Origin of the sequence: Saccharothrix sabaoui (assembly GCF_051756985.1) — a bacterium.
Classification (GTDB): Bacteria; Actinomycetota; Actinomycetes; order Mycobacteriales; family Pseudonocardiaceae; genus Actinosynnema.
This window is the reverse complement of sequence record NZ_JBPKJK010000106.1, coordinates 1-14,404: the sequence shown is the minus strand read 5'-3', so window position 1 is coordinate 14,404 and position 14,404 is coordinate 1. Positions and strand designations below refer to the sequence as shown.

Below are 14,404 nucleotides of genomic sequence, written 5' to 3'. Positions count from 1 at the left end.
GAGATCCCCTGACCGGGGTCCCTTGACCGGGGTCCCTCGACCGGGGCCCGCTGACCGGGGCGCGCCCGACCACCCGGGGGGAGGCCGGGCGCGCCCCACCGGCACCCCGGGGATCACCCGTTGAGGCCGGTCTCGGTGACGCCCCGGACCAGGTAGCGCTGCAGCAGGACGAACACCAGCACGATCGGCAGGACGGACACCGCCGCCGCCGCGAACAGCAGGGTGATCTTCGGGTTCTGGGCGGTGAGCAGGCTGGACAGGGCGACCTGCACGGTCCAGGTGGACGAGTCCTGGGCGATGACCAGCGGCCACAGGAACTGGTTCCAGCTGCCGATGAAGTCGATGACCGCGATGGCGGCGAGGAACCCCGTCGAGTTCGGGACGACCACGCGCCGGAACACGCCCCACCGGGACAGGCCGTCCAGTCGCCCGGCCTCCTCCAGCGCCGCCGGGAAGTCCAGGAAGTACTGGCGGAACAGGAAGACGTTCAGGGCGCTGAACAGGCCGGGCACCACCAGCCCGCGCAGGTCGGACAGCCACCCGAGGCTCGACACCACCACGAAGCCCGGCACGAACGTGACCGCGGTCGGCACCATCAGCGTCGCCACGACCACGCGCAGCACGGCGGGCGCGTGCCGGTACGGGACGCGCGCCAGCCCGTAGCCCGCGAGCGAGCACAGCAGCACCTGACCGGCGGTCTGGAGCACGGCCACCACCGTCGAGTTGAGCAGGCTGCGCGCGAACGGCACCTCGTCGTCGGAGAACACCGCCTCGGCGGTGGACCAGCCGGTGGCCACCCCGCCGTGGAACAGGCCCTCGCGGAGCAGCACGGCGAACGGCAGCAGGAACAGCACCGACGCGACCACGAGCGCCAGCCCCCGGGCGGCGGTGCCCACGCGCCCGGCCGGGGTGCGGTGGTGCCCGACGGGGCGCATCAGGCTGCCCTCCTCAGCACCCGGCCGGACAGCAGGGTCGCGAGCGCGATCACCAGGGCGAGGACGACCGCGCCCGCGCTCCCCCGCCCGAGGTCCTGCCCGCCGGAGCCGAGCGAGGTGTAGTAGAGGTAGACCAGCGGCGGACGCGCGAACGGCGGGTAGCCGCGGGAGTCGCCGAGGATGTTGTAGAACTCGTCGAACGCCTGGTAGGCGTTGATCAGGTTCAGGGTGAGCACGGCGGCCAGCGCGCCGCGCAGGCCGGGCAGCGTGACGTGCCGGAAGGTCTGCCACCGGGGTGAGGCGCCGTCGGTCCACGCCGCCTCGTACAGGTGGGTCGGGATGCGCTGGAGCGCGGCGATGAACAGGATCACGTAGAAGCCGAGCTGGAGCCACAGCCGGGCGGTGACGAGGACGACCCAGTACAGCGGCGGGTCGACCGTGCCGATCCACGCCTGCGGCTCGCCGCCGAACCAGCCGAGGACGGTGTTCGCCACGCCGCTGTCCACGCCGGAGAACAGCGACGTCTTCCACACCAGCGAGGCGACGACGTAGGAGCAGGCGAAGGGCAGGAAGAACACCGACCGGAAGAACGCCCGCGCGACGCGGACCTGGTTGACGAGCAGGGCGAGGACGAGCGCCGCCGCCACCGTGGTGGGGATGACGAACGCGGCGAACGCGGTGAACGTGCCGATGCTGTCGAGGAACGCCCGGTCGGTGAGGACGTCCGCGTAGTTGTCGAACCCGACGAACCGGGTCGGCGCCACCGTGTTGCGCGCGTCGAAGAAGCTGAGGTAGGTGCTCCACCCGATCGGCACGAGCGTGAAGACCAGCAGCCCCAGCGCGAACGGGCCGACGAACAGCCAGAACGCGAGCCCGGTGCGCCGACCGCTCACCGGTCCTGCCGGGCGATCTCGTCGCGCGCCACGTCGAGCGCCGCGCGCAGCTCGCCGGCCGGGTCGGCGCCCTCGCGCGCGATCCGGGACACCGCGTCCGACAGCGCGGTGTTGGCGCGCGCCGACCAGCGGGCGGGGCTCGCGATGCGGCCGCTGTCGGTGACGAACCCGACGACGTCCCGGCCCGGCCCGTCGCGCAGCGGCTCGGCCTGGGCGGCCAGGCTCTCCCGGGCGGGCAGGTGCGCGCCGAACGCGGTGGCGAACTCGGTCTGGTGGGCGGTCTGCTCGACCCACAGCCACTTGACGTACGCCTTGGCCGCGTCCACGTCGGCGCTGCGCGCGTTCACCATCGCGCTGAACGCGCCCACCGGCACCGACTCCGCGCCGTCGGCGTCCAGGCGCGGGAACGGCAGCACGCCGACGTCGTCGCCGTGCGCCTCGGTGATCTTCGGCAGGTTCCACAGGCCGGTCCACTGCATGGCGGCGAGCCCGTCGACGAACGCGCCGGGGTCGGCCCAGTCGGTCGGCGCGCCGAGCAGCAGGCCGCCGCCCTCGTGCAGCGCGCGGAGCTTGCCGAAGACGGCGGCGGCGCGCGGGTCGTCGAAGCCGGGCGCCTTGCCGTCCTCGGAGAGGAAGTCGAGACCGGCCGACCACAGCAGCGGCCCGGTGAGCACGCCGACGCCGCCGTCGTTGCCGGCGAACAGGCCGCGCACGCCGCCGGTGGTGAGCCGGCCGGCGGCGTCCACCAGTTCGTCGACGGTCCTCGGCGGGGTGACGCCCGCCCGCGCCAGCAGGCTGGGCCGGTAGTACAGGACCTGGGTGTCGATGGCCTGGGGGATGCCGTAGAGCTTCCCGTCGACCGTCTGCGACTCCAGCAGCGACTGCACGAAGTCGCCCCGGGCGTCGCCCAGCAGGTCGTCGAGGGGCACGACCTGCTGCTGCCGCACCCAGTCGACCTTGACCTGCGCCTCGAACACGTCGGGCACCGCGCTGTTCTGCAACGCGGTGACGATCTTGGAGTCGTAGTCGCCGGGGTTCCACTGCACCTCGACCCGCGCGTCCGGGTACTCGGCCGCGTACCGGCGGACCGCGTCCTGCACGCCGTCCTCGCCGTAGGCGTGGTACCAGTGCCGCAACGTCCCCTCGGCGGAACCCCCGCGCCCGGTGTTCGACCCGCACGCGGTCAGCCCCAGCAACCCGGCCACCACGAGGAACGACCGGCGATCCAGCTCGGCGCCCACTTCCCCACCTCCCCCGACTCGGAACCGGGGAAAATTATCGAACCGCGGTACCGCCCTGTCGACCACTCCCACCAGGAGGACGCCGTTGCGCTCCGGCGCGATCGCGTGACGGCGGGTGTCGCACGACCCGGGGGTCACGGCGCGGTGCGGAGCAGCCGGTCCTGGAGGCGGGCGTGGCGGAACTGGTGCACCGCCCCGGCCTGGCGCAGCACGCCCCGGCGGGTGGCGTCGTCGAGGAACGCGGGCAGCGAGCGCGGCAGGCGACCGGCCAGGGGCAGGCAGGTCCGCGCGAACAGCACCCACTGCCCCCACGCGGTCAGGGCCAGGCAGTAGCAGAGGCCGCAGCTCAGCCCGCTCAGCAGCACCATCCGCAGGACGGCCACCGGGCCGAAGAACAGCGGTTCGGACGCGCCGTCGGGGAGCCGGACGAGGGACCAGGCCCCGGCGGTGATCGCGACGCCGTAGACGACCCCGAACAGCAGGGACCTGCCGAGGACGTTCGCGCGGCCGGCGTTGCGCAGGTCGGTGGGGCCGGCCGCCGACGCGATCTCCAGCGGGGCCTCGAACACCGTGACGGCGACGAGCGCCAAGCCCGTGGCGACGGCGAACACGAGCCCCAGCACGACCGTGTTGACCACGTCGGTGCCCAGGCCGGTCCACGCGCCCGAGATGACGTGCCTCAGCAGGTTCAGCACCACACCGCCGGCGATCCCGAACGCGCCGCCGACCGCGGTGCCGACCAGGAGCCGCAGCCCGGTCCCCGACCGCGTCAGCCCGCCCCCCGCGTCGCGCGGCCGGGCGAGCCGCATCCGCGTGTGCGTCGGCCGCACGCCCTCGTCCCGGACCAGGACCAGGTGGGCGATCCCGACGCCGGTGCCGACCACCAGGCCGTTGACCAGCGCCTCCGCCAGGGCCGGGCCGATCGGCAGCGGGACGCCGGAGCCCGACAGCGCGAGGTAGCCGAGGAGGTTCAGCACCGCGTTCAGCAGCGCCACGCCCACGCCGCAGGCGGTCCCGACCACGAGCGCCCTGGCGGGTCGGCCCATGGCCGTGCCGATCCGCCACCAGGCCAGGTCGCGGGTGTCGCCGCACTGCCGGGCGAGGTGGTGGAGGCGGTGCCGCGCCTGGTCCGGGGTCCACCGGGTCGGGGCCCGGTAGACCGAGGGGACGAAGCCGTCGAGCAGGTGCTCCTCGATCGCCTCCTCGTCGGGGAAGCGGTCGCGGTCGAGGAGTTCGGCCGGGTCGCGGTCCGGGGCGTCGCTGTAGGCGGCACGGGCCAGGGTGACCATCAGCGGGGTGGTCAGCACCGACGCCAGGTCCGAGCCGGGATCGCGCCGCACCTCGGCCAGGACGGGCTCCCACGCGCCGGTCGCGGTGGCGCGCCGCAGGTACGCCGCCAGGTCGTCGGGCGTCAGGTCCGCCAGCACGACGCAGGCGGCGGCGGTCAGGACGTCCGTCGCGGCCACCGCGTCGGCGTACTCCTCGGGGCGGCTGGTCAGCAGCAGCGGCAGCGAGGTGCCGTTGAGCGCTTCCAGCGCGGCGCGGTGCAGGCCGTAGGAGATCTCGTCGAACCCGTCCAGCACGGGCAGCACGCGGTCGGTGTCGACGAGGCCGGCGGCGAGGGTGCGCCGGTCGGGTCCGCGCACGGCCAGGCCGGGGTGGTCGCGGACGAGCCGGGCGACGAGCCACTCGCGCAGCGGCGTGCCGGTGGGGTTCCACGAGCCGAGGCTGAAGACCACCGGCACCGGGTCGTCGGGCCCGCGCCGCGCGAGCAGGTCGAGCACGAACCGCAGCGCGAGCACGGTCTTCCCCGACCCGGCACCGCCCAGCACCACGAGCCGCCGCGACGCGGTGGCCCCGTGGGCGTCCGCGATCCCGCCCAGCCGGTCGGACAGGACGAGCGGTTCGGCCACCTCGCCGGGCGGGAGCCCGAGGACGTTCTCCCAGCAGTCGGCGGTGCCCTCGGGCGCGGTGTTCCAGTGGACCGGCAGCGGGAACGGGTCGTGCAGCCGCCGCTGCTCCTCCTCGCGCCGCCACTGCACCCCGACGGCCAGCGCCAACCGGTCGGCCGCCCGGGTGAGCACGTCCGGTTCGGGGGCGTGGAGCGTGACGTGCCCGGCCTGCACGACCGGGCCGTGCACGACCCCGCTGATCCGGTTGACCGTTCGGTCGTTGCGCGTCATGGCTCCCCCGCGACCCCCCGCGACACGCGCGACGGTCGCCGCGTCGAGCCGACCAGGGTAGCGAGCCCGGCGGGTCGCGGCGGGGCGACCGGAGGCGCGGCACGCAGGTCTCACCGGAAGGGGGGAACCCGCGCGGCCGGTGAGCGGTGATCGTTCGTCCACCCGACCACCCCGTCCCACCGGTTAAGATGTCCTGCTCGTCCCCCGCCGCGGCGGGCGGCCGCGGCGGTGTCGGGCCACGACCGGGCGACATCCGGCTGTGGTGCACCGCACCATTGCGGGATTGGCGAGGGGTGCGGACCGGGTAGTCAGCACCGGATGATCTCGGAAGTGAACGAGGAGGCGGGCTCGTGGCCGCACCGCAGCACCTGATCTGCACCACCGCGCTCGTCGACGGCACGACCGCCCGCGTGGTGGCGTCGGGTGATCTCACCTACGACAACGGCGACCTGCTGCGCGACGCGGTGGCCGACCTGCTCGCCGGCCACCGCCCGGCGCGCCTGCACGTGGACTGCGCGGCGCTGACGTTCTGCGACTCGTTCGGGCTGAGCGTGCTGCTCGACGCGCGCCGGACCGCCGAGGGGGCCGCGACGGCGCTGGTCCTGGACAACAGACCGGCCTGGCTGGACCGCCTGTTGCAGCGCACCGGCACGTACGACTACCTGGTGCCCGAGGACCTCGGGGAACGGCAGGCGGGCTGACCCGGCGGGCCGGTGGGCGGTCGTCGCCGCTCGCCGGAGGACCCGAGCGGCCCCGGCCGCCACCGGTCGTACCAGTCGGCGGCGGCGCGCAGCGGCACCGGCAGCGGGGCGAGGTCGGGGTACCAGGCGCGTTCCCACTCCAGCGACACCCAGCCCGACCAGCCGGCCAGCAGCCGCCCGCACTCCTCCAGCGGCACCGCGCCCTCACCCGGCGGCACCGGGGTCGGCGAGTCGGCGGCCACGTCCTTCACCTGGAAGTACCCCAGGTACTCCCCCAGTGCGCCGGAGGTGCGGGCCGGCGGCTCGCCCGCCCGCCACGGGTGCACCGCGTCCCACAGCACGGAAACCCGCTCCGGCTCGCCGAACGGCTCCACCAGCCGCACCGCCGCCTCGCCCGTCGCGTGCGAGTCGTGCGTCTCCACCAGCAACCGCACCCCGGCGGCGCGCAGGTCGGGCAGCACCGCGGCGATCCGCTCCACCGCCCGCCCGTCACCGCCACCGCCGTTGCCGCCGCCCGGGAACACCCGGACCGAGGGGGCACCCACCAGGACGGCCAGCTCCACCAACGCGCGCAGCTCGTCCACCACCGGTCCGTCCGGCCCCGGCCGGCACACCCGCGGGTACCCGGCGAGGCAGGCGATCTCCAGGCCGGCGTCGGCGACCTGCCCGCGCACCTCCGCCGCACGCGCGGGCGGCATCCCCGGGTGGACCTCCTCGTCCGGGTGCGCGCGGACCTCCAGCCCGTGGCACCCGTGCCCGACCGCCACCCGCGCCGTGTCCCGCACCGGCACACCGGGAGCCCCGAGCGTGCTCACCGCGAACCGCCACCCGCTCACCGAGGCGCCACCTCCAACCGCAGGGGCGCTGCGCGGCAGTGCCCATCACGCCCTGCGCCGACTGTAACCGGGTGGGCCCACACCCCCTCCGGACCGACACCGGCCGAGAGCCCGAATCCCGCTCGTCCCGGGCGGTGGCAGGACGAGCGGTGCCGTAGCGGGGCACGACGTCGCAGGCCACCGCCGAGGCACTGGTGACCCGCTGCGTCGACCCGCCGGGCCGACGATCCCCGGGAGGTCAGTCGCGCCGGCCGGTGGCCGACTCCCGGTCCAGCCGGTCCAGCTTGGCGCGGACGGCGTCCACCCGCCCGGCCGGGTCGACCCGGTCGAGCAGCCGCGCCGCGCGGTGCCAGGCGTCCCGGGCCGCGTCGAGGTCGCCGGCGTCCGCCTCCACGTCACCGAGGTGGTCGAGCGTGATCCCCTCCTCCGGGCGGTTGCCGGTCTCCCGGAACACCTCCGCCGCCCGCCGGTAGCAGTCGCGGGCCCGGTCGTGGTCGCGCAGCCGGTGGTGGGCGTGGCCGAGGCTGTCCAGCGTGTCGGCCGCGCCGTCCCGGTCGCCCAGGCCCAGCTGGATGTCCAGGGCCCCGCGGCAGTGCTCGACCGCCTCCCGGTGCCGTCCCAGGCGGCTGAGGCTCCAGCCGATGCTGTTGAGGGCCTTGGCCTGCCCGGCCGGGTGCCCGGCGGCCCGGTAGCCCTCCAGGGCGAGCCCGGCGTGCCGCAGCACCAACGGGTACCGGCCGAACCGGTCGTGGACCTCCGCGAGGTTGAGCTGGGTGTGCGCCGCGCCGACCCGGTCGTCCAGGTCCGCGTACCGCTCCAGCGCCAGCCGCAGCTGGGCCAGCGCCGCCTGCTCGCGGTCCAGCCTCAGGTGGGCGCGGGCCAGGCCGCGGTGGGCGGCGGCCTGGCCGCGAGGTCACCGGCGCGCCGGGCGGCCCGCAGCGCGGCCTGCTCCGCGAACACCCAGTCGTGCCAGTACCCGGCGCGGTAAAGGTAGGTCGACAGCGTCCGGGCCAACCCGTGCACGTGCGCGTCGAAACCGGGGTCCCGCTGGGCGGTGACGGCCAGCAGCACCCGGTGCTCGGCGGTGAACCAGGCCAGCGCCCGCGCGGTGTCGGCGGGCTCCTCGGGGGCCGCGCCGACCGCCGGTGCGGGCGGTTCGGCCGGCACCCGGTGCGGGTCGAGCAGGTGGGCGGCCCGGTCCGCGGTGCGCAGGTAGTGGTCGAGCACCCGGTGCACGGCGGCCCGCCGGTCCTCGGCGCGGTCCTCCTCCCCGGTCAGCTCCCCGGCGTAGGCGCGGAGCAGGTCGTGGCGGGTGAACCGGCCGGGCAGGTGCTCGTTCAGCAGGTGCGCGTCGGCCAGGTCCCGCAGCAGCCGGCGCGCCTCGCGGACGTCCACCCCGGCCAGGCTCGCCGCGGCGGCGGTGCCGACGTCCGGTCCGGGGTGCAGGGCCAGCAGCCGGAACAGCCGGGCGGCGGCGGGCGGGAGACCGCGGTAGGACCAGGAGAACACCGTCCGCACGTCGACCGCCCGGTCACCGCCGGCGAACGCGTCGAGGCCCCGCGCCCCGGCCAGTTCGTCGGCCAGCGCGGCCAGCGGGAAGTCCGGGTGGGTCGCGGCCCGCGCGGCGACCACGGCGAGCACCAAGGGCAGCCCGGCGCAGGCGGTGGCGATCCGGTCCGCCGCGGCCGGCTCGGCCAGGACGCGGTGCGCGCCGACGCGGTCCGCGAGGACGGTGCGCGCCTCGGGCGGGGTCAACGGGTCCAGGCGCAGCGGGTGGGCGTCCTCCACCGCGATCAGGCCGGCCAGCCGGTCGCGGCTGGTCACCAGGGCCAGGCAGCCGGGCGAGCCGGGCAGCAGCGGCCGGACCTGCTCGGCGTCGCGCGCGTTGTCCAGCAGCACCAGCACCCGCTTGCCGGCGAGCAGGCTGCGGTACAGGCCGGTCTGCCCGTCGGGGGTCGTCGGGACCTCCGGCGGCGGCACCGCGAGGGCGTCCAGGAAACCGCGCACCGCCTCGGCCGGTGACAGGGGCGCGCCCGGGCCGTAGCCGCGCAGGTTGACGTAGAGGTGCCCGTCCGGGAACCGGTCCGCCGCCAGCCGGGCCCAGTGCACGGCGAGCGCGGTCTTGCCGATGCCCGCCGTCCCGCCGATCGCGCACACCGCGGCGGTGTCGGCGGCCTCGTCCGCGAGCCGGTCCAGCGCCGCCAGCTCGGCCTCCCGCCCGGCGAAGTGGCGCGGCGGCGCGGGCAGCTGCCTCGGCACGACGGCGGGGTGCCGGTCGACGTCGGCCCGCGCGGACGCCACCAGCCGCCCCGCCGCCCGCGCCCCGTCGACCGCGCGCAGCATCGCCAGGTGCCGGGCGGCCCACCGGTCCAGGTCGACCGCGTCCGGCGGCAGCGGCGCGCCGGAGCGCTCGGCGTGCGCGGCGCAGGCCGTCACGAACGCGGCGACGAACTCCCACTCCGGCAACGACCGGGCGTTGAGCTTGTCGCTGATCGTGGAGCGGGGCAGCGGGTGCGGCAGCCCGGCGGTCAGCGCCGCCAGCCGGTTGAGCGAGGGCTCGCCGGCCTCGCGGCGCAACCGCTTCAACCCGCCGACGAGCCGGGTGATCGCCGTGCGCCCGGCATCGGTCATCCCCCGCGCGCCTCCCCGTTCGGCCGGGCGGGCCGATCCCCGGACGGCCCGGACACGGGGCCCAACCTACCGCCGCACGCTGCGCCGACCAGCCGTCGTCTCACTTCGCCGTCCGGGTTCCGGCCGTCCGGGGCCGGTCGGCGGCACAGTCCTCACCGCGGACCGGCACAGGCGGGTCCCGATCGAACAGGAGGTACGACATGCGCCCGAGCAGACTGCTGCGGGGAGTCGCCCTGGTGGCCGGGCTGGTGGCCGCGCAGGCCGTCGTGCTGTCGGTGGCGCCGGCGCACGCGAGCGTGCCGGTCACGGCGGTGTCGGCGAACTCGGCGTCGAACTCCACGGCGACCAAGACCGTCACCGTCGACTGCCCGACCGGCACGTTCCTCTACGGCGCGGGCGGGGGCACCAACGGGGGGAGCGGCAACGTGGCGCTGACCGCGGTCGTGCCCGAGGGCGCACCGCCGTTCCGGGCCAGGGTGACGGCGACCGAGGTGACCGCCTTCGCCGGGAACTGGAACGCGTCGGCGTGGGCGAGCTGCGCGTCGTTCACCACGAACCTCCAGGTCGTCGTCACGGCGACCGCCTCGAACGCGGTGTCGCCCAAGGAGGCGCACGCCTCGTGCCCGAACGGCCTGGGGCTGTACGGCACCGGCTTCCGGGTCACCGGCGGCACGGCCGACGTGCTCGTCCACGACGTCATCCCGGGCACCTCCCTCGCCCCGAGGGGCAGCACCACCCGGGCCACCGCCCAGACCGGCACCGCGCCGACCTGGCGGCTGGAGTCGTTCGGCGTCTGCGCCAACCCGGCGCCCACCATGCAGGTCGTGCAGGCGCAGACGACGTTCACCTCGACCTCGTCCAAGGGGCTCAGCCAGACCTGCCCGGCGGGGACGGCGGCGCAGGGCGTGGGCGCGCAGGCGCTGGGTGAGAACCCCGGCACCGCGGTCGACGGCAGGATCGCGTTGACCACGATGGCGAACCTGTTCACCACGGCGGGCAGCGCGGGAGCCGCGGAGAACGGGGCGGTCGCCGGCAACTGGCGGCTCCAGGTGTACGTGATCTGCGCGAACTAAGGGGGCGGGAGGGGCGTTCCGGGTGCTGCCCGGGACGTCCCTCCCGGCGTGCCCGGCCGGCCCGGGGCACCGCCGGTTCCCCGGCCCCCGGTGGCCGGTTGCTAGCGTGACGCGGTGTCTGAGCGAGAGCACACCGGGCGAATCCTCGACGGCCGGTTCGAGCTGCTGGAGAGGCTGGGCAGCGGCGGGATGGGGACGGTCTGGCGCGCCCTCGACCTGGGGCTGCACCGCGAGGTGGCCATCAAGGAGGTCCGCCCGGCCGACGCCGACCAGGTCGAGGGCAACCCCGCGGTGGCGGCCCAGCTGCGGGAGCGCGTGCTGCGCGAGTCGCGCGCGCTGGCCCGGTTGCAGCACCCGAACGTCGTGTCGATCTACCAGATCATCGAGTCGACCGACTCGCCGTACCCGTGGATCGTCATGGAACTGGTCCGCGGCACGTCGTTGGACGCGCGGCTGGACGGCGGCGTGCTCACGCCGGGCGAGGCCGCGCGGGTCGGGCGGGACGTGCTGGCGGCGCTGCGCTCGGCCCACTCCGCGGGCGTGATGCACCGCGACGTCAAGCCGGGCAACGTGCTGCTGCGGACGGACGGCAGCGCCGTGCTCACCGACTTCGGCATCGCCGCCCTCCAGGGCTCGACCCAGCTCACCGCGACCGGTGACGTCATCGGGTCCCCGGAGTACATCGCCCCGGAGCGGCTGCGCGGCGACGAGACGCACACCGCGTCGGACCTCTGGTCGCTCGCGATGCTGCTGTACGTGGCCGTCGAGGGGCACCACCCGATGCGCCGGGCGAGCACGATGGCGACCCTCGCCGCGGTGATGACCGAGCCGGTCCCGCCGCCGCGGCGCGCGGGCGCCCTCGCGCCCGCCCTCACCGCAGCCCTCCGCAACGACCCGGCCGACCGGCCCACCGGGGAGGTGCTGGACCGGATGTTCGCCGTCGCCGAGCGCGACCCGGCCCCCTTCCCCGGTCCCCCCACCCCGCCGGGGTTCGCCGTCCCGGGGCCGCCGAGCGGTCCTCAGGCGCAGGCGCCGTACCCCCACTGGCCGTCCGGCCCGACGCCGGCGCAGGTCGGCGGGCCGCACCCACCCGGCCACCCGCGGTCCCACCCGACCCCGCTCCCCGCGACGGGCGGGCGGCGCGGGCGGGCGGGTGTCGTGGTGCTCTCGCTGGTCGGCGTGGCGCTGGTCGTCGCGACCACGCTGCTCGTGGTCCACCTGAAGGGCTCGGACTCCACCGCGAGCCCGTCGGGGACGCCGACCAGCAACCGGCTGAACGTCGGCCTGCCCGCCGCGCCGACCACCACGGCGGCCGTCGCGGCGACGGACGACCTGCTCACCCCCGCCGGCGCGCGCACGGCGGTCGGCGCGCTCACCGGGACCATGGGCGGCACCACGGTGTCCGAGCTGACCCTGTGGCCGGACCGCGCGACGGCGGTCGCCCCGACCGCGGCGGTCGCGCACGGCTTCGACAACTTCGAGTACGAGGACGGCGAGGCCACCCGGCAGGGCCCGGACGGCGTGGACGCCGACCGCGGCGTGCTCGACCTGAACGAGGTGAACTGGGACGCGATGCCCGCGCTGTTCGAGCGGGCGAACAAGGAACTCGGCGTCCCGCAGCCCACCATCCGGTACGTGATCGTGGACACCGACCTCATCGACAAGACCCCGTCGATGAGGGTGTACCTGATCGACGGCTACGGCGGCGCGTACCTCCAGGCGAACCTGAAGGGCGAGGTGCAGAAGGTCTACGCGCGCGACAAGTGACCCGGCGGGGCCGCCGGCACCAGCACGGTCACCTGGTCTCCGGGCACACCCCGGACCCCGTACCGCGCCGGGCGGGCCGCAGCGTGGGGGTCACCGCCACTCGGTGACGGTGACCTCGTCGCCGACGGCGATGCGGCCGGGGGTGAGCACGACCGCCTTCATGCCGAAGCTGACGCCGTCGGGTTCGCGGCGGTAGTCGGCCAGGGTGCGCAACGGCTCGGGGCCGACGCGCGCGCCCGTCGACTGGTCGACGAGGGTGACCGCGCAGCGGATGGCCGGCTCGCCGAAGCCGATCTCGGTGCCGCCGACCGCCATCCGACCCACCCGGTCCTCGGTGTGCGGCTCGGACCAGCCGCTGACCACGACGTTGGGCCGGAACCGGTCCATCGGGACGGGGACCGCGCCGCGCCGCGCGATCCGCTCGTTCAGGCCGTCCAGCGAGGAGGGCGAGAGGACCAGCAGCGCGGTCGGGTCGACCCCGTTCCGGGCCCGGCTCGCCCGGTCCGGTTCGCGCACCAGCCGGGCCTGCTCGCCGATCGCCCCGGACAGCCACTCCGCCGCGTCGTCGCCCTGGTCGACCCCGGCGCCGGGCCACTTCTCCACGTCCACCGGCCGGACCTCGCCGTCCGTCACCACGTCCAGCACCAGCTCGCCGGCGCCGGGCGCGCTCAGCTCCAGCTTCGCGCCGTCGTGCAGCACCCGGACCCGGACGGCGGCCAGCAGCGGGGCCTCGCCCTGCCAGATGATCCCCCCGTCCGGCTTGACCGGGGCGAAGAGCCGGTCGTGGACCAACCCGGTCCAGGTGACCTCGGTGCTCTCCACGACGACCCCGGCACACCCCTTGACCGGGTACGTCGTCAGCGCGGAAACGGTTGCCATGCGGCCAAAGTACCGGTCGCCGCCGGGGTGCCGGGCGGTGCGGTGGTCAGCGCCCCGCCGCGGCGACCGCCACCGCGCCCCTGGGCGGGCGGACGCTGTCGCGCGGCACGAGCGTCGGGCCCGAGGTTCGCCGGACCTCGCCGACCGGCCTCCCCTCGACCTGCGCCACCAGCATCTCCAGGGCGTCGCGGGCGACGGCGTCGAAGTCCGGCCTGACCGTGGTCAGCGGCGGGGTGAAGTACGCGGCCTCGGGCACGTCGTCGAAGCCCACGACGCTCACGTCGTCCGGCACCCGCCTGCCGCGCTCGCTCATGGCGCGCAGGATGCCCAGCGCCAGGTGGTCGTTCGCCGCGAAGACCGCGGTGACCTCGGGCATCCGGGCCAGCATCTGCCCCGCCCGGTACCCCGACGCGGCGCTCCAGTCGGCGGGCACGACCGGCGGCACCTCCAGGCCGGCCGCCTCCAGCGCCGACCGCCAGCCCTCGATCCGGCCCGCGCTGTCGAACCAGTCCGGCGGGCCGGACACGTGCCACACCGTGCGGTGGCCCGCCTCCAGCAGGTGGTTGGTCGCCGCGAACGCGCCCGCCACCTGGTCGACGGTCACCGTCGGGGTGGAGCGCTGCGAGTCGCCGTCGACCATCACCAGGGGCACCTCGGGCGGGACGGTGTCGACCGCGTCGCGCGCCCAGGTGGTCGGCGCGATGACGACGATGCCCGCCACCTGCCGGTCGCGGTGCCACTCCAGGGCGCTGGTGATCGACCGGCGGTCCAGCACGTCCGCCCGGTGCGTGGTCACCGCGAACCCGGCTTCCGCCGCCACCTGCTCGAACGCCGCCAGCAGCGAGGCGGGCCCGCACAGGACGGTGTTCTGGGCCACCACGCCGATCAGCTGCGAGCGGCCCGTTACCAGCGCGCGCGCCACCCGGTTCGGCCGGTAGCCCAGTTCCTCGATCGCCGCCTGGACCCGCAGGCGCGTCTGCTCCTGGACGTACGGGAAGCCGTTGAGCACCCGCGACACCGTCTGGTGCGAGACCCCGGCCAGTTGCGCGACGTCGGCCATCGCGGGCGCTCCGGACGTCCTGTTCACCACTACCGCCCCCGTGTCCGCCGCCGTGCCCGCTCACCGGAGGCCGAACAGCGAGGAACGCACCGCCGGTCCTCGCCGCCCGGGGAGCCCCCCGACCGCGGTCCGGGGACGCCACCGCGACGGACGGTGACCCCGGCACCGGGAGTCCGGCACCGAGGCTGATCAGCGGTGATCAGCA

General features: G+C 75.9%; 12 protein-coding genes. 3 read left to right on the top strand and 9 right to left on the bottom strand.

What is annotated here, in order from left to right:
* Positions 1 to 113 precede the first annotated feature (113 nt).
* From ACR807_RS27730 to ACR807_RS27715, 4 genes are all read right to left on the bottom strand, one after another.
* Entirely contained in the window at positions 114 to 935 is an 822-nt protein-coding gene (locus tag ACR807_RS27730; protein ID WP_438924369.1) for a carbohydrate ABC transporter permease, read from the bottom strand.
* Complete coding sequence (locus tag ACR807_RS27725) at positions 935 to 1,828, bottom strand: carbohydrate ABC transporter permease (protein WP_438924368.1); 894 nt, start codon at positions 1,826 to 1,828, stop codon at positions 935 to 937. The genes ACR807_RS27730 and ACR807_RS27725 overlap by 1 nt, the downstream gene beginning before the upstream one ends.
* The gene (locus ACR807_RS27720) at positions 1,825 to 3,069 is read right to left on the bottom strand and encodes an ABC transporter substrate-binding protein (RefSeq protein ID WP_438924367.1); all 1,245 of its coding nucleotides are present in this window, start codon (positions 3,067 to 3,069) and stop codon (positions 1,825 to 1,827) included. The genes ACR807_RS27725 and ACR807_RS27720 overlap by 4 nt, the downstream gene beginning before the upstream one ends.
* 134 nt (positions 3,070 to 3,203) lie before the next feature.
* Positions 3,204 to 5,252, bottom strand: coding sequence for an NACHT domain-containing protein (locus tag ACR807_RS27715; protein WP_438924366.1), 2,049 nt, complete (start codon positions 5,250 to 5,252; stop codon positions 3,204 to 3,206).
* Positions 5,253 to 5,602: 350 nt separating this feature from the next.
* Between ACR807_RS27715 and ACR807_RS27710 the strand changes: the two genes are divergently transcribed.
* Complete coding sequence (locus ACR807_RS27710; protein ID WP_438924365.1) at positions 5,603 to 5,953, top strand: STAS domain-containing protein; 351 nt, start codon at positions 5,603 to 5,605, stop codon at positions 5,951 to 5,953.
* On the opposite strand, the gene ACR807_RS27705 is transcribed toward ACR807_RS27710, so the two are convergent.
* The 3 genes from ACR807_RS27705 to ACR807_RS27695 all read right to left on the bottom strand — a co-directional run bounded on the left by ACR807_RS27705 (position 5,911) and on the right by ACR807_RS27695 (position 9,420).
* Positions 5,911 to 6,789, bottom strand: coding sequence for a sugar phosphate isomerase/epimerase family protein (locus tag ACR807_RS27705; RefSeq protein WP_438924364.1), 879 nt, complete (start codon positions 6,787 to 6,789; stop codon positions 5,911 to 5,913). The genes ACR807_RS27710 and ACR807_RS27705 overlap by 43 nt on opposite strands.
* A 238-nt stretch (positions 6,790 to 7,027) precedes the next feature.
* The gene (locus tag ACR807_RS27700; RefSeq protein ID WP_438924363.1) at positions 7,028 to 7,513 is read right to left on the bottom strand and encodes a tetratricopeptide repeat protein; all 486 of its coding nucleotides are present in this window, start codon (positions 7,511 to 7,513) and stop codon (positions 7,028 to 7,030) included.
* A 140-nt stretch (positions 7,514 to 7,653) separates the two neighbouring features.
* Positions 7,654 to 9,420: an ATP-binding protein gene (locus ACR807_RS27695; RefSeq protein WP_438924362.1), complete on the bottom strand. Its 1,767-nt coding sequence runs from the start codon at positions 9,418 to 9,420 to the stop codon at positions 7,654 to 7,656.
* Positions 9,421 to 9,620: 200 nt separating this feature from the next.
* On the opposite strand from ACR807_RS27695, the gene ACR807_RS27690 reads away from it, so the two are divergent.
* Positions 9,621 to 10,493 (top strand): hypothetical protein, encoded by an 873-nt coding sequence (locus ACR807_RS27690; RefSeq protein WP_438924361.1) that lies wholly within the window; start codon positions 9,621 to 9,623, stop codon positions 10,491 to 10,493.
* Positions 10,494 to 10,607: 114 nt separating this feature from the next.
* On the top strand, positions 10,608 to 12,260 hold the full coding sequence (locus ACR807_RS27685; RefSeq protein ID WP_438924360.1) for a serine/threonine-protein kinase: 1,653 nt from the start codon (positions 10,608 to 10,610) through the stop codon (positions 12,258 to 12,260).
* Between the two features lie 90 nt (positions 12,261 to 12,350).
* Here the strand turns inward: ACR807_RS27685 and ACR807_RS27680 are convergent, their stop codons facing one another.
* Both ACR807_RS27680 and ACR807_RS27675 read right to left on the bottom strand, forming a co-directional pair.
* Positions 12,351 to 13,139, bottom strand: coding sequence for an MOSC domain-containing protein (locus ACR807_RS27680; RefSeq protein ID WP_438924359.1), 789 nt, complete (start codon positions 13,137 to 13,139; stop codon positions 12,351 to 12,353).
* A gap of 46 nt (positions 13,140 to 13,185) precedes the next feature.
* On the bottom strand, positions 13,186 to 14,199 hold the full coding sequence (locus tag ACR807_RS27675; RefSeq protein ID WP_438924358.1) for a LacI family DNA-binding transcriptional regulator: 1,014 nt from the start codon (positions 14,197 to 14,199) through the stop codon (positions 13,186 to 13,188).
* Positions 14,200 to 14,404: the final 205 nt, after the last annotated feature.

Excerpts from the sequence above, each read along its gene's own strand:
- ACR807_RS27730 (WP_438924369.1), bottom strand. The coding sequence starts at position 935 with ATGCGCCCCGTCGGGCACCACCGCACCCCGGCCGGGCGCGTGGGCACC.
- ACR807_RS27715 (WP_438924366.1), bottom strand. The coding sequence starts at position 5,252 with ATGACGCGCAACGACCGAACGGTCAACCGGATCAGCGGGGTCGTGCAC.
- ACR807_RS27695 (WP_438924362.1), bottom strand. The coding sequence starts at position 9,420 with ATGACCGATGCCGGGCGCACGGCGATCACCCGGCTCGTCGGCGGGTTG.
- ACR807_RS27690 (WP_438924361.1), top strand. The coding sequence starts at position 9,621 with ATGCGCCCGAGCAGACTGCTGCGGGGAGTCGCCCTGGTGGCCGGGCTG.
- ACR807_RS27680 (WP_438924359.1), bottom strand. The coding sequence starts at position 13,139 with ATGGCAACCGTTTCCGCGCTGACGACGTACCCGGTCAAGGGGTGTGCC.
- ACR807_RS27675 (WP_438924358.1), bottom strand. The coding sequence starts at position 14,199 with ATGGCCGACGTCGCGCAACTGGCCGGGGTCTCGCACCAGACGGTGTCG.